The sequence below is a fragment of the Sphaerimonospora sp. CA-214678 genome (assembly GCF_050942215.1).
In the GTDB taxonomy this organism is placed as follows: Bacteria; Actinomycetota; Actinomycetes; order Streptosporangiales; family Streptosporangiaceae; genus Sphaerimonospora.
Window position 1 is genome coordinate 6,212,761 of record NZ_CP192056.1, and the last position, 22,922, is coordinate 6,235,682.

The following is a 22,922-nucleotide window of genomic DNA, read 5'->3' on the forward strand; positions in this document are numbered from 1 at the left end:
CGAAACGCCGGTTTTCCCGCCGCGAGCGGCGAGCAGGAGGTCACGCCGGGTGCACGGCACGGCGACCACCATCCTCTCTTGGGGAGATCCGCCCCAATTTCTTCGAGGAGGCGACCGCGTGAGTCTCCTGGCTCTCGGGTCAAAGCTCGCCTCGGCCTTCCCACCCTCCCGGGCAGTGGCCTGCGTCGAGGTTCGCTCGCCGATCACAGTGGCGGGACCGCGCCGGATTCACACCGGCTTCCTCGTTCCGCCGTCGCCTACGTCCCGCATCATCTCATATGCACACTTTCCCCAGGAGATACCGGGCCTCATTGACGCGAATGGGAGGACGGGATACGTTTCGATGGATTTCACGATCGTCCAAGGGAAATCCGGTGAGATGCCGGTGCGGACGCGCCACTGTATCCGGGACGCAGATCCCGGGAGCCAGATCGCTTGGTGGTCGTGACCTCGTGATATGGGACGCGTCACCCTGAGGAGGCTCTTAGATGAGCGGGCTGTCCACCCCCTCGATCATTCCCCTGCCCCGGCTCCGCCCCTGGCTTCTGGCCGTACCTGTGCTGCTGCTCGTGGCGTACCTGGTCCTGATGGACAACGGCGCGGTCTCCCAGACCGGCGCCTTCCTGCACGAGCTGATGCACGACGGGCGGCACCTGCTCGGCGTGCCGTGCCACTAGGGGGCGGCGTGGTACGCACCCTGCTGGTCAGGGGCCTGCTTCTCGGGCTCCTGGCCGGATTGATCGCGGGCGGCTTCGCCTTCGCCTTCGGGGAACCTCGGGTGGACGCGGCGATCGCTCTCGAAGAGGCGGCGGCCGCACAGGCCGAGGCGTCGGAGCCCGACGCGGAGGCCGGGCACAGTCACGGCGAGGAGGCCGAGGTCAGCAGGCCGGCGCAGAAGGCCGGGCTCTTCCTGGCCACCGGGCTCTACGGGCTGGCCGTCGGCGGCGTCTTCGCGCTCGTGTTCGCCGGTCTGCGCGGCCGGGTCGGGCCACGGTCCGACGGGCGACTCGCGCTGGCCGCGGCCGGGACGGCGTTTACCGCGATGATCCTCGTTCCTTTCGTGAAATATCCGGCCAATCCGCCCGCTGTGGGCGATCCCGATACGATCAACAGCCGCACCCTGCTCTACGTGGTGATGATCATCATCGGGCTCGCGGCGACGGCGGCCGCGGTGACGACGGCCCGGCGTGTCCTCTCTGATCCGTGGCTCCGCTGGGTTGCCACGGTGGCCGCCTTCCTCGTTCCGGTGGTCGCCGCCTGGTGGCTGCTGCCCACGGTCAGCGAGGTGCCCGACGGCTTCCCCGCCACGCTGCTGTGGGAGTTCAGGCTCACCTCGCTCGGCACGCAGCTCGTCTTCTGGTCGGCCTTCGGCGTGCTGTTCGGCTGGATCAGCGACCGGGCGGCCCGGCGTACGGCGGCTCCCGCGAGTGCCGCGGCACCGAGCTGAGCAGTGTGAGGTGCTGTTCATCCGGCATGCCACCACGCCGGGGATGCGGACCGCCTGCTTCCCCGGCGACGAGAACGCCGACGCGGCGACCCTGGCGAAGGCCGCCGCGTTGACGGGATTCGTCGAGGCCCCGGCGGTCTGGGTCGCCCCCGGCAGAGCCGTACGGCAGACCGTCGCCGCCATCGGGCTGGCGGCACGCGAGGCGCCGGCCCTCGGAGAGGCGGACTACGGCCGGTGGCGCGGCCTCCCCTATGAGCGGGTCGCGCGGGAGGAGCCGGAGGCGCTGGCGCGCTGGCTGACCGACCCCGACTCGGCTCCGCACGGCGGCGAGACCCTGACCGCGCACGCGGCCAGGGTCGCGAGCTGGCTCGACGCGATGCGAGACGAGCCCGAAGGAGTCGCCGTCTGCGGCGCCGGCGCCATCCGGGCGGCGCTGGGCCATGCCCTGGGGCTCGACCCGCTCGGCGCCACCCGCTTCGACCTGGCTCCCCTGTCCACCACCGAACTGACCGTCACCCGGGACGGCTGGCGCGTCGCCCATGTCAACCGGAAGGTTCCGATTTGATCGTCACGTATCCGTTCAGCGCGGTCGTCGGGCTCGACGACCTGAAGCTGGCGCTGGTGCTCAACGCGGTCTCGCCCCGGGTGGGCGGCGTGCTGGTGCGCGGGGAGAAGGGCACGGCGAAATCCACGATCGTGCGCGCGCTCGCGGCCCAGCTGCCGGCGGTCGACGTGGTGCAGGGCTGCCGGTTCGCCTGCGATCCCGACGCGCCCGATCCGCGATGCCCCGACGGCCCGCACGAGCCCGGCGCCGAGGGCGTGACCCGCGCGGCCGCCCTGGTGGAGCTGCCGGTCGGCGCCTCGGAGGACCGCCTGGTCGGGTCGCTCGACGTGGAGCGGGCGCTGACGGAGGGGGTGAAGGCGTTCGAGCCTGGCCTGCTGGCGGCCGCCCACCGCGGCGTGCTGTACGTGGACGAGGTGAACCTGCTGCACGACCATCTCGTGGACCTGCTGCTCGACGCGGCCGCGCTGGGGACCTGCTACGTCGAACGCGAGTCGGTGTCGGTGCGCCACGCCGCCCGGTTCCTGCTGGTGGGCACGATGAACCCGGAGGAGGGAGAGCTGCGCCCGCAGCTCCTGGACAGGTTCGGGCTGACCGTCGAGGTCAGGGCGTCGCGCGATCCCGCGGAGCGGGCCGAGGTGGTGCGGCGCCGGCTGGCCTTCGACGCCGACGCCGCGGCGTTCGCCGCCCGGTGGGAGCAGGAGGAGTCGGCCCTGGCCGCCCGGATCGCCACCGCCCGGGCCCTGGTGCCGGAGGTGCGGCTACCGGACGCGCGGCTGCGGCAGATCGCCACGGTGTGCGCTGCGTTCGAGGTGGACGGCCTGCGGGCCGACCTGGTGACCGCGAACGCGGCCATCGCCCACGCCGCCTGGCAGGGGCGCGACGCGGTGACCACCGAGGACGTACGCGCCGCGGCCCGGCTGTCGCTGCCGCACCGCAGGCGGCGCGACCCGTTCGACGCGCCGGGGCTCGACGAGAAACTGCTCGACGAGCTGCTCGATCGCACGTCGGACGACGACGACCCCGACGGCGGCGGCCCCGACAACGGGGGGCCCGACAACGGGGGGCCCGACGGCGGAGGGCCGGGGCAGGACTCCCGCCCGCCGGGCGCGCCGCCGCCGGCCGAAGACACGGAACCACCGGCGCATCGCGATCCGGCGGAGACGGAGCGTGCGACGGCGCCGGAGCGTCCGGCCGCCGCCGAACGGCCGGAGACGGACGACGGCGCGGGCCAGGACCGGGCCGGTGAAAGCGCGGCGGAACCGCCGGAGGCCGGGCCGCAGGCGACCGGCCACGTCGCCGAGGTGGCCGCGCCCCACCGGGTGCCGCTCCTGCAGGTGCCGGGGATCGGCGAGGGCTCGGCGGGCCGACGGTCACGTTCACGGACCCGGCACGGCCGGAGCACCGGCGCGCGCCGTCCGACCGGCCAGGTGCGCGACCTGCACGTCACGGCGACGCTGCTGGCGGCGGCGCCCCACCAGCGGGAGCGCGGGCGGCGCGGCCCCGGGCTGGTGCTACGCGGGGACGACCTGCGTGAGGTGGTCCGCGAGGGCCGCGAGGGTAACCTCGTGCTGTTCGTGGTGGACGCCAGCGGTTCGATGGCCGCGCGCAGGCGGATGAGCTCGGTCAAGACGGCGGTGCTGAGCCTGCTGCTCGATGCTTATCAGCGGCGGGACAAGGTCGGGCTGGTCACCTTCCGAGGTGCGGACGCGCAGGTAGCCCTACCGCCGACCTCGTCGGTCGAGGCGGGCGCCGCACGGTTGCGCTCACTGCCCACCGGCGGGCGTACACCGCTGGCGGCGGGGCTGACCCGCGCGGCCGAGGTGCTGCGGGTGGAGCGGCTGCGCGATCCGGCCAGGCGTCCGTTGCTGGTGCTGGTGACCGACGGGCGCGCGACGGCGGGCGGCGAGGTGGACCGCGCCGCCGCCCTGCTGGAGGGCACGGCGGCGGTGGTCGTGGACTGCGAGAGCGGGCCGGTGCGGCTCGGCCTGGCGGTCCGTCTGGCGTCCCGGTTGCGTGCCCGGCTCGTCTCCCTCGACTCCCTGGCCGACCTCGGGTCGGTCGTCCGCGACTACAGGAAGGCGGCCTGATCATGCCGCAGGGAAAGCCGGCCATGGTGCCCGACGACGGGCTCACCACGCGTCAGCGTCGTACCAGGCCGCTGCTGATGGTCCACACCGGCCCGGGTAAGGGCAAGTCGACGGCCGCTTTCGGGATGGCGCTGCGGGCGTGGAACCAGGGCTGGCCGGTGGGCGTGTTCCAGTTCGTGAAGTCGGCTAAATGGCGCATCGGCGAGGAACGGGCGCTGAAGGTGCTCGGCGAGTCCGGCGAGGGCGGCCCGGTGACCTGGCACAAGATGGGCGAGGGCTGGTCGTGGATCCAGCGGCCGGGCACCGAGGAGGATCACGCGGCCGACGCCCGCGAGGGGTGGCAGCAGATCAAGCGTGATCTGGCGGCCGAGACGTACCGGTTCTATGTGCTGGACGAGTTCACCTACCCGCTGAAGTGGGGCTGGCTGGATCTGGACGACGTGCTGGCGGCGCTCACCGCGCGGCCGGGCAACCAGCACGTGGTGATCACCGGCAGGGACGCGCCCGAGCGCCTGATCGAGGTGGCCGATCTGGTGACGGAGATGGGCAAGGTGCGCCATCCCATGGACGTCGGCCAGAAAGGGCAGAAAGGCATCGAGTGGTAGTCCCACGGCTCGTCGTCGCGGCGCCGTCGTCGGGCAGCGGCAAGACGACGGTGGCCACGGGGCTGATGGCGGCGCTGCGGGCGCGCGGGCTGCGGGTCTCGCCGCACAAGGTGGGGCCGGACTACATCGACCCGGGCTATCACGCGCTGGCGGCCGGACGTCCCGGGCGCAATCTGGATCCGTGGCTCGTGGGTGAGGACCTCGTCGCACCGCTGTTCCTGCATGGCGCGGCGGGCTGCGACGTGGCCGTGGTCGAGGGCGTGATGGGCCTGTTCGACGGCAGAGGCGAGACCGACTTCGCCTCGACGGCGCACCTGGCGAGGCTGCTCGAAGCGCCGGTGGTGCTGGTTGTGGATGTGGCGCGGCAGAGCCGGTCGGTGGCGGCCGTGGTGCACGGTTTCGCCACGTTCGATCCGCGGGTGCGCGTGGGCGGGGTGGTGCTGAACCGGGTCGGCTCGGCCCGGCACGAGGAGCTGTGCCGGGCCGCGCTGGAGGCGGCGGGCGTGCCGGTGCTGGGGGCGATCCGCCGCGACGACGCCGTGGTCACGCCGTCGCGGCATCTGGGGCTGGTGCCGGCGGCCGAGCGGCAGGCCGAGGCCGTGGCCTCGGTGGACCGGCTGGCCGCGCTGGTGGCCGGCTCGTGCGATCTGGACGCGCTGCTGCGACTGGCCGGATCGGCTCCCCCGCTGACCGCCTCCCCCTGGGCGCCGCCGCCCGGGTCGTTCCCGCACCGGCCGGTGGTTGCGGTGGCGGGCGGGGCCGCGTTCACGTTCGGCTACGCCGAGCACGTCGAGCTGCTGCGGGCGGCGGGCGCCGACGTCGCGGTGTTCGACCCGCTGCGGGACGAGCGGCTGCCGGACGGCACCGCCGCCCTCGTGCTGGGCGGCGGATTCCCCGAGATGTACGCCGCCGAGCTGGCCGCCAACGAGCCGCTGCGCGAACAGGTGGCGGCCTTCGCCGGGCCGATCGCGGCGGAGTGCGCGGGGCTGCTCTACCTGTGCGAGGAACTGGACGGGCAGCGGATGTGCGGGCGCGTGCCGGCCCGCGCCAGGATGACGTCCAGGCTGACCCTCGGATATCGGGAGGCCGTCGCGTTGCGACCGTCGCTGCTGACGAAGGCGGGCGAGCGGTTCCGGGGGCACGAGTTCCACCGGACCGCCGCCGACTACGACCACGCGCCGCTGTTCCGCTGGGCGGGCGGCGGCGCCAATGGTTCCGGCGACGGTTTCGGCGACGCCCTGCTGACCGCGTCGTACCTGCACCTGCACTGGGCCGGCAGGCCCGAGCTGGCTCAGCGGCTGGTGTCGTCCTCCAGGTCGCCCTCGGTCTTGAGGTAGGTCTCGCGGAGCCCGTTCAGGATCTCCGGGTCGGGGTGCTCCCACATGCCGCGTTCTGCCGCCTCCAGCAGCCGTTCGGCTATGCCGTGCAGCGCCCACGGGTTCGACCGCTGCATGAACTCCTGGTTCTCGGGGTCGAGCACGTACGTCTCGGCCAGCTTGTCGTACATCCAGTCGGCCACCACACCCGTGGTGGCGTCGTAGCCGAACAGGTAGTCGACGGTGGCGGCCAGCTCGAAGGCGCCCTTGTAGCCGTGCCGCCGCATCGCAGCCAGCCACCGCGGGTTGACCACGCGAGCGCGGAAGATCCGCGAGGTCTCCTCCGACAGCGTCCGGGTGCGGACCGCGTCCGGCCGGGTGCTGTCCCCGATGTACGCGGCCGGCGCCCGCCCGGTGAGCGCGCGGACGGTGGCGATCATGCCGCCGTGGTACTGGAAGTAGTCGTCGGAGTCGGCGATGTCGTGTTCGTGCGTGTCGACGTTCTTGGCCGCCACGGCGATCCTGCGGTAGGCGTCCTCCATCTGTGGCCGCGCGGCCACACCGTCGAGGTCGCGGCCGTAGGCGAAGCCGCCCCACACCGCGTACACCTCGGCCAGGTCGGCGTCGTCGTGCCAGTTGCGGCTGTCGATGAGCGGCAGCAGCCCGGCGCCGTACGCGCCGGGCGCCGAGCCGAAAATACGCATCGTCGCCCGTCGCTCGTCCCCGCCCGTCGCGGCGACGTGGGCGCGCACGTAGTTTTCCTCATGCGGCTCGTCCAGGGCGGCGGCCAGCCGTACGGCGTCGTCGAGCATGGCGACCACGTGCGGGAAGGCGTCGCGGAAGAAGCCGCTGATGCGGACCGTCACGTCGATCCTGGGCCGGCCGAGCTCCTCGAGGTCGATCGGCTCCAGGCGCGTCACGCGGCGCGACGCCTCGTCCCACGCGGGGCGGACGCCGAGCAGGGCGAGCACCTCGGCCACGTCGTCGCCCGCCGTGCGCATGGCGCTGGTGCCCCAGATGGACAGTCCCACCGAGCGCGGCCACTCGCCGGTGTCCGCGCGGTAGCGCGCCAGCAGCGAGTCGGCCATCGCCTGGCCGGTCTCCCAGGCCAGGCGGCTCGGGACCGCGCGGGGATCGACGGAGTAGAAGTTGCGGCCGGTCGGCAGCACGTTGACCAGGCCGCGCAGCGGTGAGCCACTCGGCCCGGCGGGCACGTACCCGCCGTCCAGGGCGTGCAGCAGATGGTCGAGCTCGTCGGTGGTGCGCGCCAGGCGCGGCACCATCTCGGTCGCCGCGAAGGTGAGGATCCGCGTGACGAGCTCGGCTCTCTCCTCGGGGAGCTCTCCGCCGAGGACGGCGCGGGCGACCTCGGCCGCCCCTTCCACCGCCCAGCCCCGCTCCTCCATCCCCTCCACCAGCTCGCGGGCGACCGCTTCGAACCGGTCGACGGCCGTCAGCTCGGCCGTGCCGTCCTCGACCATCCCCAACGCCTCACGCAGCCCGGGCAGGGTCTCCCGGCCCGACCACATCTGCCGGGCCCGCAGCATCGCGAGCACGAGGTTTGTTCGGGCCTGCCCGGTGGGCGCCTGCCCGAGCACGTGCAGGCCGTCACGGATCTGCACGTCCTTGACCTCGCACAGCCAGCCGTCCACGTGCAGGATGAAGTCGTCGAACTTGCTGTCCTGCGGCCGATCCGTCAGCCCGAGGTCGTGATCGAGCCGGGCCGCCTGGATCAACGTCCAGATCTGCGCCCGGATCGCGGGCAGCTTGGCCGGGTCCATGGCGGCGATGGTGGCGTGCTCGTCCAGCAGCTGCTCCAGCCGCGCGATGTCGCCATAGCTCTCGGCGCGGGCCATGGGCGGCACCAGGTGGTCGACCAGCACGGCGTGCGCCCGCCGCTTGGCCTGCGTGCCCTCACCCGGATCATTGACCAGGAACGGATAGATCAGCGGCAGGTCGCCGATGGCGGCGTCGGTGCCGCAGGCGGCGGACATGCCCGCGGCCTTGCCCGGCAGCCATTCCAGGTTGCCGTGCTTGCCCACATGCACGATCGCATGTGCACCGTATTCGTCTGACAACCAATGGTAGGCGGCCAGGTAGTGATGGCTGGGCGGCAGGTCGGGGTCGTGGTAGATGGCGATCGGGTTCTCCCCGAAGCCGCGCGGCGGCTGCACCATCACCACCACGTTCCCGGCCCGGAGCGCGGCCAGCACGATGTCCCCTTCGTGCACGAACAGCTCGCCGGGGGGCGGCCCCCAGTGCCGCTCCATATCCGCCCGCAGGCTTTCGGGCAGCGTCCGATACCAGCGCTCGTAGGAGGCGGCGGAGATGCGCACCGGATTGCCCGCCAGCTGCTCCTCGGTCAGCCAGTCGGGGTCCTGTCCGCCGGCGGCGATCAGGGCGTGGATCAGCGCGTCGCCGTCCTGCTCGGCCACCCCGGGGAAACCCTCGCCCAGGTCGTAGCCCGCCTCGGCGAGCCGGGCCAGCAGCCGTACGGTGCTGGCGGGGGTGTCCAGTCCGACGGCGTTGCCGATCCGGGAGTGCTTGGTCGGGTAAGCCGACAGCATCACGACCAGCCGCCGCTGCGCGGGCGGGGTGTGCCGCAGCAGGCCATGCCGTACGGCGATGCCCGCCACCCGGGCGGCCCGCTCGGCGTCGGCCACGTAGACGGTCAGCCCGTCCTCGTCGATCTCCTTGAACGAGAACGGCACGGTGATGATGCGGCCGTCGAACTCGGGAATCGCCACCTGCGAGGCCGCGTCCAGCGGTGACAGCCCATCGTCGCTGTCCTGCCACGCCTGCCTGCTGCTGGTCAGGCAGAGCCCCTGCAGGATCGGCACGTCCAGCTCGGCCAGGGCGCCCACGTCCCACGCCTCGTCGTCGCCGCCCGCGCCGGCCGTGGCCGGCCGGGTGCCGCCCGCCGCCAGCACGGTCACCACCAGCGCGTCGGCGGAGCGCAGCGTGTCGAGCAGTTCGGGCTCGGCCGTGCGTAGCGACGAGCAGAAGACCGGCAGCGCCTGGCCGCCCGCTTCCTCGACGGCGGCGCAGAGGGTCTCGACGAAACCGGTGTTGCCCGCCATATGGTGCGCCCGGTAGTACAGCACACCCACCACCGGCCCGTGCTGGTTCCGAGCCGTACGCTCCAGCCGTCCCCAGGAGGGAGCGGGCTCGGGCGGCGCGAACCCGTGACCGGTCAGCAGCACCGTGTCGGACAGGAACGCGTGCAGTTCCGCCAGGTTGACCGGGCCGCCATGGGCCAGGTAGGCGTGCGCCTCGGCGCAGACACCCTGGCTGACCGTGGAAAGCTCCATCAACTCGGCGTCCGGTGCCTGTTCGCCGCCCAGCACCACGACAGGACGGGGACCGGCCAGCAGCGCGTCCAGCCCCTCCTCCCAGGCTCGTCGCCCGCCCAGCAGGCGCACCACCACAAGGTCGGTGTCCGCCACGAGGTCGGGCAGGTCGTCCACCCCGAGCCGGGCCGGGTTGCCCAGGCGGTAGGCCGCACCGCTGGCACGGGCGCTCAGCAGGTCGGTGTCGGAAGTCGAGAGCAGCAGGACGGTACGGCTGTCGCCTGGCACGACGCAATCCTCCCTCGGGGTCCTCGCCCCGGTCGCGGATGTCACGACGGCAGGAGTCTCCTGGCTCCCGGATCGACGCTCCCCCGGCCTTCCCACCCGTCGCCGGGCAGTGGCCTGCGGTGGGGTTCGCTCCCCGGTCACAGTGGCGGGACCGCGCCGGTTTCACACCGGCTTCCTCCCATTGCCATCGCCTACCGAGGAGCCTACGACACAAAAGCCTCCGAAATAACTGGCGCTACCATCCTCACCGTGTCGATATGCGACTTTTCTGGACGTGAGCGCTCGGACGCCTGTCCGGGAGCGCTTCAGGTGCACGAGGCGATCGACGGCCCGCTGGCCCGGGTCCGCCTGCCGGGCGGGGCGGTCTCCCCCGTGCAACTATGCGAGCTGGCCACTTGCGCCGCGGAGCTGGGCTCGGGGGTGATCGAGCTGACCTCCCGGGCGAACGTCCAGGTCCGCGGCCTGCGCTCGCCCGCCGCCTTCGCCGAGCGGATGGCCGCGGCCGGGCTGCTGCCGTCGGCCGCGCACGAGCGGGTGCGCAACATCGTCGCCTCGCCGCTCGGCGGGCGCGGCCACGCGGGCCTGCTCGCCACCCAACCGCTGGTCGAGGCGCTGGACCGGGAGCTATGCGCCCGCCCCCGGCTGGCCGGGCTCCCCGGACGGTTCCTGTTCGCGCTGGACGACGGCACCGGAGACGTCGCCGGGCTCGGCGCCGACGTCACGTTCGCGGCCGAACACCGGACCGGGGCTCGGTTGCTGCTGGCGGGCTCCGACAGCGGGCTGACCACGCACCCCGAGTCGGCGGCCTCGCTCATGATCGCCGCAGCGGACGCCTTCCTCGACGAACGGGCCGCGCAGGCCGAGGCCGGCGGCACCGCAGCGGTGGGCGGCACTGGGGCGGCGAGCCGTGGTGCATGGCGGATCCGCGAGCTGGAGAACGGGCCCGCTCGCATCGCCGCTCGGCTGGACGGCGCCATGGCCGGGCTCAGGGCCTCCACCGCCTCGGGTTTCTCGGGGAGCTCGGGTTTCTCGGGGAGCTCGGGTTTCTCGGGGAGCTCGGGTTTCGAGGTGCGGCGGCCGCGGGGAGTCCGCCGCGCCGAACGCCACGCGCAGCGCGACGGCAGGGTCGCCATCGAAGCCCTGGTGCCGCTCGGCAGGCTGTCGGCCGCCCAGGCCCGGACGCTCGCGGACATCGGCGACCACATTCGGCTGACCCCCTGGCGGACCGCGGTGCTGCCGGATCTGTCCCCGGCCGAAGCGGACCGGGCGGCCGAGGCGCTGGACGTCGCCGGGCTCGTCACCGATCCGGACTCGCCGTGGGCGGGCGTCACCGCCTGCACCGGGCGTCCCGGCTGCGCGAAGTCGCTGGCGGACGTCCAGGCCGACGCACGGCGCTGGGTGGCCGCCCTGGACGGGGCCCGGGACACGCCCGTTCATTGGGCCGGCTGCGCGCGACGTTGTGGGCTGCCACCCGGCCGGGTCGTCCAGATGATCGCCACAACCGACGGCTACCAGGAGAGGCAGCAGTGAACGACTACATTCGCGACGGCGCCGAGATCTACCGCCGCTCGTTCGCGACCATCCGCGCCGAGGCCGATCTCACCGGGATGCCTCCCGACGTGGCCCAGGTGGCGGTACGAATGATCCACGCCTGCGGGATGACCGACCTCGTCGCCGACCTGGGCTGGTCTCCCGCCGTGGTCACCCGCGCCCGCGAGGCGCTGCACCGCGGCGCACCCGTGCTGTGCGACTCCATGATGGTCGCCTCCGGCGTGACCAGGCGCAGGCTGCCCGCCGGCAACGACGTGGTGTGCACGCTCGGCGAGCCCGCCGTACCCGAACTGGCCGAACGGCTCGGCACCACCCGCAGCGCCGCCGCACTGGAACTGTGGCGCGACCGTCTCGACGGCGCGGTGGTCGCGATCGGCAACGCCCCGACCGCACTTTTCCGGCTGCTCGAACTGATCGAAGAAGGGGCCGCCAGGCCTGCCGCGGTGCTCGGCATCCCGGTCGGTTTCATCGGCGCGGTGGAGTCCAAGCAGGCGCTGGCGGACAGCGGCCTGGAGTATCTGGTGGTGCACGGCCGTCGCGGCGGCAGTGCGATGACTGCGGCGGCGGTCAACGCCATCGCCAGCGAGACGGAGTGATCACGATGGCAGGACGGCTGTACGGGGTGGGACTCGGCCCCGGAGACCCCGAACTGGTCACCGTCAAGACCGCCCGGCTGATCGGCGAGGCCGACGTGATCGCCTACCACGCCGCCAGGCACGGCCGCAGCATCGCCCGTTCCATCGCTCTGCCGTACATGCGCGAAGGGCAGATCGAGGAGCTGCTCCTCTATCCGCTGACCACGGAGACCACCGACCATCCCGGCGGCTACCAGGGCGCGCTCGACGACTTCTACGCCGACTGCGCCGAGCGGCTGGCCGCGCATCTGGACGCGGGCCGGATCGTGGTGGTGCTGAGTGAGGGCGACCCACTGTTCTACGGGTCGTACATGCACATGCACAAGCGGCTCGCCCACCGCTATCCGACCGAGGTGGTGCCCGGCGTGACCTCCGTCAGCGCCGCCTCGGCCGTGCTGGGCCGGCCGCTGGTCGAGCGGGATGAGGTGCTCACCGTGCTGCCCGGCACGCTGCCCGCCGAGGAACTCACCGAGCGGCTGCGCGCCACCGACTCGGCGGCGGTCCTCAAGCTGGGCAGGACGTTCACCAAGGTCCGTGACGCGCTGGTCGAGGCCGGGCGGCTGGACGAGGCCTGGTACGTCGAGCGCGCGACCATGGGTGCCGAACGGGCCGCGCCGCTCAAGGACGTCGACCCCGACGGGGTGCCGTACTTCTCGCTGGCCCTGCTCGCCAGCCCCACCTCTAGTCAATGGGCCGAGCGCACGTTCGTGCCCGAGCCCGCTTCCGTCGAATCCGCCGGGGAGGTGGCCGTGGTGGGGCTCGGCCCCGCCGGGCGTCCCTGGCTCACCCCCGAGGCGCAGGAGGCCTTGGCCGCCGCCACCGACCTGGTCGGATACGGCCCGTACGTGGATCGGGTGGCACCGAACCCGCGCCAGCGCCGCCACCGCACCGACAACCGCGTGGAGGCGGAACGCGCCAGGCACGCGCTGGAGCTGGCCCGCGAGGGAGCGCGGGTGGCCGTGGTGTCCTCCGGCGATCCCGGTGTGTTCGCCATGGCCAGCGCCGTGCTGGAGGCGGCGGCCGACTACCCCGACGTGCCGGTGCGGATCGTCCCCGGGCTGACCGCCGCGCAGGCGGTGGCCAGCCGGGTCGGCGCGCCGCTCGGCCACGACTACTGTGTGCTGTCGCTGTCGGACCTGCTCAAGCCGTGGGAGGTGGTGGCGGACCGGCTGACCGCCGCGGCGCGGGCCGACCTGGTCCTGGCGCTCTATAACCCGGCCTCGCGCAGCCGCACCTGGCAGCTCGCCGCCGCCCGGGACCTGCTGCTGGAGCATCGCGACGCCGCCACCCCCGTGGTGATCGGGCGCGACGTCGGTGGCGACGAGGAGAGCGTCACCGTCACCACGCTCGGCGAGCTGGACCCCGCCCAGGTGGACATGCGCTGCCTGCTGATCATCGGCTCCTCGACCACCCGGGTGACCGGCAACGGCGGCGTGTACACCCCGCGCCGCTACCCGTGATCGCGCCGTTTGTGGAGCCAGGTAACCGCCGCGCCGACCGTCTCCACCGTACGGACACCGATCGGCAGGGGCGGCCGGTCCACCATGATCACCGGAAGCCCGAGCTCGCGGGCCGCGACCAGTTTGGCGGTGGTCATCCGGCCACCGCTGTCCTTGGTGACCAGCACGTCCAGGCGGTGCTCCCGGATGAGGGCCCGCTCGCCCGCCACCGTGTACGGCCCGCGATCGAGCAGCACGTGCACGTTGTCCGGCACCGGCGGCTCCGGCGGATCCACCGACCTGGCCAGCAGCCAAACACCGGCCAGCCCGGTGAAGACCGGCAGGCTGCGCCGCCCGGTGGTGAGGAATACCCGGGCCGGCCCGTGCTGTCGTGCCATCCCGTGCAGCCGGGTCGCCGCCTCGGCCAGGGAGGCGACCCGCTGCCAGTCGTCGCCGGGCCCTTCCCGCCAGCCCGGCCGGCGCAGGATCAACAGCGGCACACCGGTGCGGGCCGCCGCCTCGGCCGCCGAGGCCGTCATCCGGGCCGCGAACGGGTGGGTGGCGTCCACCATCGCGTCGATGCGCTCGGCGGCCAGCCAGGCGGTCAGCCCGTCCGGCCCGCCGAACCCGCCCATCCGCACCTGCCCGGCGGGAAGCCGCGGATCGGTCACCCGCCCGGCGAGCGACGACACCACCCGCATGCCCGGATCGGCGGCCAGTTCGGCGGCGAGCGCCCGTGCCTCGGCCGTGCCACCCAGGATGAGGACCCGTCTCACTGCCTGACCCGGTCCGCGCTGTAGAGGTGGCTGTCGGGGAACTGCGACGCCGACAGCACCCGCCCGACGACGATCACCGCCGTACGCCGGATCCCGGCCTCGTGCACCTGCCCGGCGATGTCCGCCAGCGTGCCGCGCAGGATCACCTCGTCCGCCCTGCTCGCCCGCGCCACCACGGCGACCGGGCAGTCCGAGCCGTACGACGGCAGTAGCTCCGCCACCACGGCGTCGATCCGCTGCACGGCCAGATGCAGCACCATCGTGGCCCCGCTCGCGCCCAGCGTGGCCAGGTCCTCGCCGTCCGGCATCGGCGTCGCCCGGACCGACGTGCGGGTCAAGATGATCGTCTGACCGACGCCGGGCACGGTGAGCTCCCGGCCCAGGGAGGCTGCGGCCGCCGCGAACGCGGGCACCCCGGGCACTACCTCGTACGGCACCTCCAGCGCGTCCAGCCGGCGCATCTGCTCGGCCACCGCGCTGAACACCGACGGGTCTCCCGAGTGCAGCCGCGCCACGTCCAGCCCGGCCCGGTGCGCGGTGAGCAGCTCCGCGACGATCTCGTCGAGCGTCAGGTTCGCCGTGTCCACCAGCCGCGCGTCCGACGGGCACGACTCCAGCAGCTCGCGCGGCACCAGCGAGCCCGCGTACAGGCACACCGGCGAGGTCTGGAGCCGCCGCAGCCCGCGCAGCGTGATCAGATCGGCGGCCCCCGGGCCAGCCCCGATGAAGTAGACGGTCACGGCACTTCCTTCCTGGTGACCGACCACACGGTCACCGGCATCGCGGCCCGCCATCCGGTGAAGGCGCCCACGGGCGAGGCCCGTTGCACGGACAGCCTGACCAGGTCGCCGCCGAGTCGGCCGTACCACTGGCCCATCACCGACTCCGATTCCATGGTGACGGCGTTGACCACGAGCCGGCCGCCGGGCCGCAGCGCATCCCAGCAGCGTTCCAGCAGGCCGGGCGTGGTGGCACCGCCGCCGACGAACACCGCGTCCGGCGAGGGGAGGCCGTCGAGCGCCGCCGGCGCCCTTCCCTCCACGACGCGCAGCGACGGCACGCCCAGCCGGTCGGCGTTGCGTCGGATGGCGGCGGCGCGGTCAGCCCTGCGCTCGATCGCCACAGCCGCGCACGAGGGGTGGCTGCGCATCCACTCGATGGCGATGCTGCCCGCTCCCGCGCCCACGTCCCACAACAGTTCCCCCGGCAACGGCGCGAGCCGCGACAGGCTGACCGCGCGCATCTCCCGCTTCGTGAGCTGCCCGTCGTGCTCGAACGCCGAGTCCGGCAGCCCCGGGACACGTGCCAGCGGCTCTGCGCCGGGCTCTGCGACACACTCGACGGCGATCACGTTCAGCGCCGAGGGCGCCTGCGCCGCCCAGTCGTCCGCCCGACCACGCACCTCGGACTCCGAGACCGCGCCCAGATCCGACAGCACCGTCATCGTGCTGGGCCCGTATCCCCGCTCGACCAGCGCTCGGGCGACCTGGGACGGCGAGCCGCGGCCCGCGCCGAGCACGATGATCCGCCTTCTGGGCAGCAGGGCGGCGTTCAGCGCCGCGGGCGGACGGCCCACGAGACTGATCACGTCCACCTCCTCGACCGGCCAGCCGAGCCGGGCGCACGCCAGCGACAGCGACGACAGATGCGGCAGCACCCTGACCCGTGCCGTGCCCAGCAGCCGCACCAGCGTGGAGCCGATGCCGTAGAACATCGGATCGCCGCTGGCCAGCACGCACACCTCGCGGTCCGCGTACCTCTCGACGAGTCCCGGCAGCGCGGGCAGCAGCGGCGACGGCCAGGCCACCCGCTCGGTGGCCGACGCGGGGACGAGGTCGAGCTGGCGGGGACCGCCCATGAGCACCTCCGCCGCCTCCACCACCCGCCGCGACTCGGCCGGCAGTCCGTCCCAGCCGTCCGCGCCGATGCCGACGACGGTGATCACACGTTGCCCAGCACGCGCGTCACCGTGATCTCCACTACCACCCTGGACGGGTTCGGGCGGGGCGGCTTGTAGCGTCCGGCGTAGCGGCGCTCGGCGTCGGCCACCTGCTCCGGCTCGGTCCGCAGCACGGCCCGGCCCTCCAGCGTCGACCACCGGCGGCCGTCCACCTGGCACAGCGCCACCAGCGCGCCGTCCTCGCCGATGAGCCGGGCCTTGTACGAGGTCCCCGAAGTGATCACCCGGGCGATGCCGGTCGCCAAATCCAAGGTCGCGCCCACCGGCACCACGTGCGGCGGCCCGCCGGGATGCGCCGTGGCGAGCGTGCACAGATGCCGCTCCCGCCAGAAATCGGCGAACCCCTCCCCCTGCTCGACCAGATTCACGACCCTCCTCAGGTGATTCGCGAGCAATATCGTATATCGAGGCTTTCGGCATGGCCGGTCGCGTCCGGCCACCCGCCAGTGCCTACACTCCTACGGGTGAAGCGGCTACTCGTCATCGGCATCGGCGCCGGAGATCCCGACCACCTCACCCTCCAGGCGGCCAAGGCCATCGCCGCCACCGACGTCTTCTTCATCGTCGACAAGGGCGAGGCCAAGCACGAGCTGATCGAGCTCAGGCATGAATTGATCAAGGAACACGGCCGTCCGCCGTACCGCATCGCCGAGGCCCGCGACCCGGAGCGCGACCGGACCACTCCCGCCTACACAGATGCCGTGGCGGACTGGCGCTCGCGTCGCGCGCTGGCCTGCGAAACGCTCATCGCCGAGGAGCTGGGTGAGAACCAGACCGGGGCGTTCCTCGTCTGGGGCGACCCGGGCGTGTACGACAGCACCCTGGCCATCGTCGAAGAGATCCTGGACCGCGGGAACGTCTCCTTCGACTACGAGGTGATCCCCGGCATCAGCGCGGTGGCCGCTCTGACCGCCCGCCACCGCACCAGCCTCACCCAGGTCGGTCGGCCCGTCCATCTCACTACCGGCCGCCGCCTGGCCGAGGATGGCCCCACCGCCGACGACACGGTCGTCATGCTGGACGCCCACTCCTCCTACATCGGCCTCGACGACTACACCATCTACTGGGGCGCCTACCTGGGCACCTCGGACGAGCTCCTCGTGTCCGGGCCAGTGACCGAAGTGGGCGACCGCATCCGCGAACTGCGTGCGAGTGCCCGCACCCGCAAAGGATGGATCATGGACACATACCTCCTGCGCCGCACCCCGCGCCCGCGTCAGGACTGAGAACCGAAGCCCCCGACCGGCAACGGAGGACTCAAGGGGCACCACGCCGGCGACCGTGAAACCCTCGGCGCTACCTGTTCCGGATATCAGCGTCAATACAGATCAGAATGCGCCGAGTGAAAGAGTGCGAAGACCGGGAGCGGGACCGCCCTCTATGAGGGAGATAAGGGCGTCAGTATCGACATTCTGCTCGATCAGGTCGCCGAGCGCGTCGAGTCGCGCCTCGCGCAACCCCGCGAACGACAGGGTTGGATCGGGCCGGAACTCCCGCCCCGCCGCGCGGGCCACGTCAGCGAGGAAGGCACGACGGAAGGCATCGTTCTCCAGCGTGCCGTGCCAGGTTGTGCCCCACACGTTGCCGAGGCGGCAGCCGTCGAGGAAAGGCTCGCCGCCGTCGTGGGTGACGACGCCGTGGTGGATCTCGTACGCACGTACCGGGTGGCCATAGCCTTCGCCGGTCGGGCGCCCGCGAGTCTTGCCAGGGGCGAACACGACGTCGGCGGGCAGCAGCCCGAGCCCTGGAACGGCACCCACGCCCGACTCGACATGGTCGGTGATGGTACGGGCGAGCATCTGATATCCGCCGCAGATCCCAAGTACCGGGCCGGTCCTTCGGGTGATCAGGTCGGCGAGGCCGGTGTCGCGCAGCCAGGCCAGGTCATTTACGGTGGCGCGGGAACCGGGCAGGATCAGCAGGTCGGCATCGGTGCACTCGGCGGGGGTGGCGGCGAAGCCGACCTCGACGCCGGGTTCGGCGACCAAGGCATCCACGTCAGTAAAGTTGGAGATGCGCGGATAGCGCACAACGCGCACGCGCAGCGACCCGATGGCGGGTGTGTTCCGGGGCCGGGTGTCGAGGGACAGGGAGTCCTCGACGTCCATCCAGAGTCCATCGAGCCAAGGCAGAACGCCGTATACGCACCGCCCAGTCAGCTCCTCGATCATGTCCAGCCCCGGCACGAGCAACTCTGGCGCCCCCCGAAACTTGTTCACAATAAATCCGGAGATGTGGGCTTGGTCGGCGGGTTCGAGGATGGCGAGGGTGCCATAGAAATGGGCGAAAACGCCGCCACGGTCGATGTCGCCCACCACGACGACCGGCAGATTCACCGCGCGGGCGAGCCCCATGTTCGCGATGTCCCCAGCCCGGAGATTGATCTCGGCGGGAGAGCCCGCCCCTTCACAGACCACCACGTCGAACTCATTGGCCAGTCGCCGGTAGGACTCTACGGCGATCGCGCGCAGTTCATCGCGGTGGGCGTTGTATTGCGTGGCGTCCACGTCGGCAACGGGGCGGCCACGGATCACGACGTGGCTGCGACGGTCGCTGCCGGGTTTGAGCAGGATCGGATTCATGTCGGCGGTCGGCTCCAGGCCACACGCTGCCGCTTGGACGGCTTGAGCGCGTCCGATTTCGGCGCCGTCGACAGTGACGTAGGAGTTGAGCGACATGTTCTGCGCCTTGAATGGCGCAACGCGTACGCCCTGCCGGGCCAGCCACCGGCAGATCCCGGCGGTGACGACGCTCTTGCCCGCATCCGATGTGGTCCCCGCGACCAGCAGCCCACCCTTCACGAACCAGTTAGCATACGCCGTGCAACAAACCGCCTGGACTTGGTTTCGACGGCCTTCTTGTTGACCGAGTCGCACGAGAGCTTGCTGAAGGACGCACCACCGATCTGGAACGCAAAGTTGAGCAGGCCGCCACGGCCGCCGAGGACACCACCATCAAGCTGGCCGCGCATTGGCCGGTGATCACAGGGTTCACAGGTAGCTGACGCCGGTCAGTTCCCCGGCCGCCGCCCAGAGCCGCTTGCCGACGGCCGGATCGGCCGCCTCGCGGCTGAGCCGGGCCTCGGCGACCGGACCCCGCATCTCCCAGCGCCCGGATGGCCCGAAGAACTGGCCGCCCCGCACCCCGGGGTCGGTCGCGGCAGCGCGCCGCGTTCCACCGGCTGGGTGACCAGCAGGCCGAGCCTTGCGATCGCCTGCCCGAACCGGCCGCGGTGCTCCCAGGCTCGCGGAGTGAGGTTGGTGCGGGTGAGGCCGGGGTGGGCCAGCGTGCTGATAATCGGCGATCCGGCGGCGCGCAGGCGGCGGTCCAGCTCGACGGCGAAGATCGTGGTGGCGAGCTTGGACCGGCCGTAAGCGGGAGCGGCTCGATAGTCGCGTTCGAACATCAGGTCGTCGAAGTCGAGGTGGGCATTCTTGTGGGTGATCGAGCTGAGACTGACCACCCGTGGTTGGGGACCCCGCCGGCAACTACTGGACGAGCTTCGACTCGTTGTTCGCCAGCGCCTACGCCAAGGCACGCGCCGTCGCCCCGAGGCGCCCGGTTATGATCGGCGAGGTCGGCTCCAGCGAGGATGGCGGCAACAAGGCCCAGTGGATCAACGACATGGCGTCCACCCTGCAGTCAGGCCGCTACCCCGACCTGAAGAACGTCGTCTATTTCGACCAGGACAAAGAGGAGCGGTGGTCGGGCACCTCGTCATCGGCCGTCCAAACCGCATTCACCTCGTGGGTCAACCAGACCTACATGAGGGGGACGGGAACGGACCTGGCCAAGGTGGCCGCGGAGTACAAGGGAACGTCCCCGTCGCCTTCGCCGTCCGCGAGCCCGTCCCCCTCGCCTTCACCGTCCGCGAGCCCGTCGCCGGGCGGCGGCGCGTGCTCGGCCACCTACGCGACGGTCAACTCCTGGCCCGGCGGGTTCCAGGGCGAGGTGACGGTGCGTACCGGGGCCTCAGGGATAAACGGTTGGACAGCACGCTGGACCTTGGCCGGCGGGCAGACGATCAGCCAGCTCTGGAACGGCACCTTGAGTATCAGCGGTTCCGAGGTGACGGTGAAGAACGTGAGCTGGAACGGCTCGCTGGGCGCGAACGCCTCCGCCACGTTCGGGTTCCTGGCCAACGGATCACCGGCATCGCCCACACTCACCTGCAGCAGCCCGTGACTTTTACGATGCCTCATCGCGTTGACACACCACATCGTTCGTCTCGCGTCCAGAGGCGACATCTTGCCAGCATGCCCGTACCGGGGCGATGAACCAGCCGTGGCGGCACAAGGTGGCGATAGGCCGCAACCGCCGGCAGCGGGAGTGGGATACCCGGGCCGGGACGCTCGAGCCGGCCGTTCCCCGGCTGCGCCAGGGCGGCCTACCTGCTGGGCGTCTCGACGCGCGGACCACGGCACGCCTTCCGACGAGGAACCGCGACCCCCGAAAATCTATGTTCGCCGCAGTAGACAATCGGGGCCGCTGGGGCTAGTGTTTCTCACATCGTAAGGAACGGTTCGGCCGGGCAGCGGAAGTACCAGCACCACGATGAACTGCCCGGAGCATGATGAAGTCGGGAGTTGATGGCAGAAGGTCGGACGTGACGGGCCAGCGCAGTGGTTAGGGGCCCTGATCGTGGACGCGCTGCCGCAGGTGAAGCCGGACAGTGGTCCGGAAAAAGAAATGAAGGGAGTGTTCGACACCATCAGGATCGCCCGTTGCCGGCTGAGTCTCGCCGCTCGGGTACCGCAGTTCCACAGATAGGAAGGTGGTCTACGGTCACACATCCGCGATCCCCGCGTCACCGTCGCTCAGCACGGCGGATGCGGAAAACAGTGAGCCGGCCAGATGGCCGGTGAATGGTGTTGAACTCTTCGGGGCCCCGGCACGACAGGTGCCGGGGCCCCCTGTCGGCGTGTGGAAAGGAATGTATGGATCAACCCCACTCGGCTGCCGATGGTGACACGCTCGCTCACGGCAGGAATGCGGACACGCCCGGATCCAAAGCTGGATCCAGGGCCGAAGACCGGTTCGAGCATCAGTTCAACGATGAGAACTACCCCGCCTACAGCATGGGCGCGGCCGCGGAGATGCTCGGTGCCAGCCCCGCGTTCCTGCGGGCTCTGGGCGCCGCGAAACTGATCGAGCCGAAACGCTCCAGCGGCGGCCATCGCCGCTACTCCCGCTATCAACTGCGGCTGGCCGCGCGCGCCAGGGAACTCGTCGATCAGGGCACTCCCGTGGAAGCCGCCTGCCGGATCATCCTCTTGGAAGACCAGCTCGCCGAGGCGCTGCGCATCAACAACGAGCGCGACCACCCGGCCGGACACTGAGCATCGGCGGTGAGAAGACCCGGCAGCGTGAAGCTGACCGGGTCTTGGTATGCAGCTTGGAGACGTGGTCGCGCTCTTTGCCGCGGGCCCCGCATCTCCTGGGATTCACGCCCCCCCTACCAGCCGTCATGACGTCTCACACTGTCGATCACTGGTATCAAGAGCTGCGCGGCTGTGGTCGACATCCCGTACCGCCGATCCTCATGCGGCAGTGATGCGGCAGCCGAAAACGAATCAGGGCCCGCACCCGTAAAGGTGCGAGCCCTGATATCTGGCGCTGTTTCGTCAGGCGGCAACGATGTTCTCGGCCTGAGGGCCCTTCTGGCCCTGGGTGACATCGAAGGCCACCTTCTGGCCCTCGCGCAGCTCGCGGTAGCCGCCCTGAGAGATGATGTTGGAGTAGTGCGCGAAGACGTCGGCGCCGCCGCCGTCCTGCTCGATGAAGCCGAAGCCCTTTTCCGCGTTGAACCACTTCACGGTGCCGGAAGCCATGTCGATCTCCTCTTGATAGGTGTAGCCGAAATCCGCACGGTCACGAATTCCGGTGTTGCCGCGATAGGCCCACACCCGGAGAAGACCGGCAAACAAAAATGCACCCGAGGCTACATACCGTCAGGTGCACACAAGTTCATTATGGGTACCACAACTGCAACTACGTCTAACCTAGCACACGTGCGGCGTGATACGCACACCCCGCCGCTTTCCGCCTGGACGAGCTATCTGCCGATCCGACCCCTGGCGGCCCCTGGCGGCCCCTGACCATCCGCCGCCGCGCAACCGGGAGCGGTTCATCGCAGCGCGGGTGCTGCGCCTGGCCGCGGTCGGCGTCGGGTCACCACTGACGACCGATGGCGAACGCCGGCTGTTCGACCTGACGCGCGGTGGACATATCACATTGCTGAGCTTCTGGGCCACGCCTGCGATCGAAGCCTCTCCGTTCTACCTCCAAGATTCTCCATGTCGTCGACCGGCCGGCGGCTCCGGACGACGTCGCCGACACCGCAGGCCATCTCGCCGACGTCTACGGGGCCGCCGACCGCACCCTCGTGCTGATCCGTCCGGACGGCCATCTCGCATTGATCTCCGACGCAGGTGATCTCTCAGCCGTCATGGGCTATCTCGCCGCGATCGGCTGAGTCGTCGCCCCCTCTCCCCACGAGTTCACTACGCGACTTCCTACGCGACGCGGGCTTCTGGGTATGCGGTCGTCGTGATCAGCCCGTCCCGGCACAGGGGAGCACACCGCGGCGGAATCTCGCGGCCCTCGCCATCCCACTCGACCTTTTTTACCGTTCGTTGGGCTCTGACGATAAATATAGGCACACATGCGTCACATGCAATGGCTACACGTGTTTAGGCAGCTAGATCCGGGAGAGGGGCAATCGTCGGCTCGATGACAAGGAGGTGTTCCCGATGGGGGACGAGGACAAGCTCCGCAACAAGGCGGAAGATCTCGGCGGCAAGGCCAAGGAAGGGCTTGGCAAGGTCACGGGCGACGAGGATGTCGAGGCCCGTGGGCAGACCGAGCAGAGCAAAAGCAAGCTGAAGCAGGCCGGTGAAAAGGTGAAGGACGCCGCCGGCAAGGCGAAGGATTCCTTAAAGGACTGACCGGTCATACGGTGGG

The 22,922-nt window shown here is 71.3% G+C and carries 22 protein-coding genes and 2 riboswitches; of the genes, 13 read left to right on the top strand and 9 right to left on the bottom strand.

The genetic code is table 11. The annotated features are described in order from the left end of the window. Window positions 1-99: 99 nt before the first annotated feature. A riboswitch (cobalamin riboswitch) is annotated at window positions 100-285 on the bottom strand. Between the two features lie 203 nt (window positions 286-488). Genes ACQP1K_RS27715 through ACQP1K_RS27740 form a run of 6 tightly spaced genes read left to right on the top strand, consistent with a single transcriptional unit; the run spans window position 489 to window position 6,041 of the window. After that, window positions 489-677, top strand: a complete 189-nt coding sequence (locus ACQP1K_RS27715; protein WP_083502385.1) for a CbtB domain-containing protein — start codon at window positions 489-491, stop codon at window positions 675-677. An 8-nt stretch (window positions 678-685) separates the two neighbouring features. Then, window positions 686-1,447, top strand: a complete 762-nt coding sequence (locus tag ACQP1K_RS27720) for a CbtA family protein (RefSeq protein ID WP_433498620.1) — start codon at window positions 686-688, stop codon at window positions 1,445-1,447. A gap of 10 nt (window positions 1,448-1,457) precedes the next feature. Further along, window positions 1,458-2,012 (top strand): histidine phosphatase family protein, encoded by a 555-nt coding sequence (locus ACQP1K_RS27725; protein ID WP_433498621.1) that lies wholly within the window; start codon window positions 1,458-1,460, stop codon window positions 2,010-2,012. Next, window positions 2,009-4,099, top strand: a complete 2,091-nt coding sequence (locus ACQP1K_RS27730) for a putative cobaltochelatase (RefSeq protein ID WP_433498622.1) — start codon at window positions 2,009-2,011, stop codon at window positions 4,097-4,099. The genes ACQP1K_RS27725 and ACQP1K_RS27730 overlap by 4 nt, the downstream gene beginning before the upstream one ends. A gap of 2 nt (window positions 4,100-4,101) precedes the next feature. Further along, complete coding sequence (gene cobO / locus ACQP1K_RS27735; protein ID WP_433498623.1) at window positions 4,102-4,704, top strand: cob(I)yrinic acid a,c-diamide adenosyltransferase; 603 nt, start codon at window positions 4,102-4,104, stop codon at window positions 4,702-4,704. Then, a complete protein-coding gene (locus ACQP1K_RS27740) occupies window positions 4,698-6,041 on the top strand; it encodes a cobyrinate a,c-diamide synthase (protein WP_433498624.1) in 1,344 nt (447 codons plus the stop codon). Before cobO ends, ACQP1K_RS27740 begins: the two co-directional genes overlap by 7 nt. Here the strand turns inward: ACQP1K_RS27740 and cobN are convergent. Next, a complete protein-coding gene (cobN, locus tag ACQP1K_RS27745) occupies window positions 5,996-9,598 on the bottom strand; it encodes a cobaltochelatase subunit CobN (protein ID WP_433498625.1) in 3,603 nt (1,200 codons plus the stop codon). The two genes, ACQP1K_RS27740 and cobN, sit on opposite strands and share 46 nt — an antisense overlap. A gap of 31 nt (window positions 9,599-9,629) precedes the next feature. Next, window positions 9,630-9,820, bottom strand: a riboswitch (cobalamin riboswitch). 27 nt (window positions 9,821-9,847) lie between these two features. Between cobN and cobG the strand changes: the two genes are divergently transcribed. From cobG to cobJ, 3 genes are read left to right on the top strand one after another with little or no spacing between them, the layout of a single operon-like run. Continuing rightward, window positions 9,848-11,128, top strand: coding sequence for a precorrin-3B synthase (gene cobG, locus ACQP1K_RS27750; RefSeq protein ID WP_433498626.1), 1,281 nt, complete (start codon window positions 9,848-9,850; stop codon window positions 11,126-11,128). After that, window positions 11,125-11,745: a precorrin-8X methylmutase gene (locus ACQP1K_RS27755; RefSeq protein ID WP_433498627.1), complete on the top strand. Its 621-nt coding sequence runs from the start codon at window positions 11,125-11,127 to the stop codon at window positions 11,743-11,745. Before cobG ends, ACQP1K_RS27755 begins: the two co-directional genes overlap by 4 nt. A gap of 5 nt (window positions 11,746-11,750) precedes the next feature. Further along, a complete protein-coding gene (gene cobJ / locus ACQP1K_RS27760; protein WP_433498628.1) occupies window positions 11,751-13,244 on the top strand; it encodes a precorrin-3B C(17)-methyltransferase in 1,494 nt (497 codons plus the stop codon). On the opposite strand, the gene ACQP1K_RS27765 is transcribed toward cobJ, so the two are convergent. From ACQP1K_RS27765 to ACQP1K_RS27780, 4 genes are read right to left on the bottom strand one after another with little or no spacing between them, the layout of a single operon-like run. Beyond that, complete coding sequence (locus ACQP1K_RS27765) at window positions 13,235-13,999, bottom strand: cobalt-precorrin-6A reductase (protein WP_433498629.1); 765 nt, start codon at window positions 13,997-13,999, stop codon at window positions 13,235-13,237. The genes cobJ and ACQP1K_RS27765 overlap by 10 nt on opposite strands. Beyond that, entirely contained in the window at window positions 13,996-14,739 is a 744-nt protein-coding gene (cobM, locus tag ACQP1K_RS27770; protein ID WP_433498630.1) for a precorrin-4 C(11)-methyltransferase, read from the bottom strand. The genes ACQP1K_RS27765 and cobM overlap by 4 nt, the downstream gene beginning before the upstream one ends. Next, window positions 14,736-15,944: a precorrin-6y C5,15-methyltransferase (decarboxylating) subunit CbiE gene (gene cbiE, locus ACQP1K_RS27775; protein ID WP_433498631.1), complete on the bottom strand. Its 1,209-nt coding sequence runs from the start codon at window positions 15,942-15,944 to the stop codon at window positions 14,736-14,738. Before cbiE ends, cobM begins: the two co-directional genes overlap by 4 nt. Continuing rightward, the gene (locus ACQP1K_RS27780; RefSeq protein ID WP_433498632.1) at window positions 15,941-16,327 is read right to left on the bottom strand and encodes a pyridoxamine 5'-phosphate oxidase family protein; all 387 of its coding nucleotides are present in this window, start codon (window positions 16,325-16,327) and stop codon (window positions 15,941-15,943) included. The genes cbiE and ACQP1K_RS27780 overlap by 4 nt, the downstream gene beginning before the upstream one ends. 96 nt (window positions 16,328-16,423) lie before the next feature. Here ACQP1K_RS27780 and cobF point away from each other — a divergent pair, with 96 nt between their 5' ends. Beyond that, window positions 16,424-17,185 carry a precorrin-6A synthase (deacetylating) gene (gene cobF, locus ACQP1K_RS27785; RefSeq protein ID WP_433498633.1) on the top strand — a complete coding sequence of 254 codons (762 nt, stop codon included), beginning with the start codon at window positions 16,424-16,426 and terminating at the stop codon, window positions 17,183-17,185. Between the two features lie 102 nt (window positions 17,186-17,287). On the opposite strand, the gene ACQP1K_RS27790 is transcribed toward cobF, so the two are convergent. Genes ACQP1K_RS27790 through ACQP1K_RS27800 form a run of 3 tightly spaced genes read right to left on the bottom strand, consistent with a single transcriptional unit; the run spans window position 17,288 to window position 19,422 of the window. Further along, on the bottom strand, window positions 17,288-18,760 hold the full coding sequence (locus tag ACQP1K_RS27790; RefSeq protein WP_433498634.1) for a cobyric acid synthase: 1,473 nt from the start codon (window positions 18,758-18,760) through the stop codon (window positions 17,288-17,290). Further along, complete coding sequence (locus ACQP1K_RS27795; protein ID WP_433498635.1) at window positions 18,757-18,930, bottom strand: hypothetical protein; 174 nt, start codon at window positions 18,928-18,930, stop codon at window positions 18,757-18,759. The genes ACQP1K_RS27790 and ACQP1K_RS27795 overlap by 4 nt, the downstream gene beginning before the upstream one ends. A 39-nt stretch (window positions 18,931-18,969) precedes the next feature. After that, window positions 18,970-19,422: a hypothetical protein gene (locus ACQP1K_RS27800; protein ID WP_433498636.1), complete on the bottom strand. Its 453-nt coding sequence runs from the start codon at window positions 19,420-19,422 to the stop codon at window positions 18,970-18,972. Window positions 19,423-19,424: 2 nt separating this feature from the next. Between ACQP1K_RS27800 and ACQP1K_RS27805 the strand changes: the two genes are divergently transcribed. Both ACQP1K_RS27805 and ACQP1K_RS27810 read left to right on the top strand, forming a co-directional pair. Next, window positions 19,425-20,144: a cellulose binding domain-containing protein gene (locus ACQP1K_RS27805; protein ID WP_433498637.1), complete on the top strand. Its 720-nt coding sequence runs from the start codon at window positions 19,425-19,427 to the stop codon at window positions 20,142-20,144. Between the two features lie 752 nt (window positions 20,145-20,896). After that, on the top strand, window positions 20,897-21,298 hold the full coding sequence (locus ACQP1K_RS27810; RefSeq protein WP_433498638.1) for a MerR family transcriptional regulator: 402 nt from the start codon (window positions 20,897-20,899) through the stop codon (window positions 21,296-21,298). A 285-nt stretch (window positions 21,299-21,583) separates the two neighbouring features. Here ACQP1K_RS27810 and ACQP1K_RS27815 read toward each other — a convergent pair whose 3' ends face one another. Further along, window positions 21,584-21,790: a cold-shock protein gene (locus tag ACQP1K_RS27815; protein ID WP_433501662.1), complete on the bottom strand. Its 207-nt coding sequence runs from the start codon at window positions 21,788-21,790 to the stop codon at window positions 21,584-21,586. A gap of 921 nt (window positions 21,791-22,711) precedes the next feature. Between ACQP1K_RS27815 and ACQP1K_RS27820 the strand changes: the two genes are divergently transcribed. Then, window positions 22,712-22,906 (top strand): CsbD family protein, encoded by a 195-nt coding sequence (locus ACQP1K_RS27820; RefSeq protein WP_433498639.1) that lies wholly within the window; start codon window positions 22,712-22,714, stop codon window positions 22,904-22,906. The last annotated feature ends 16 nt before the right edge of the window (window positions 22,907-22,922 follow it).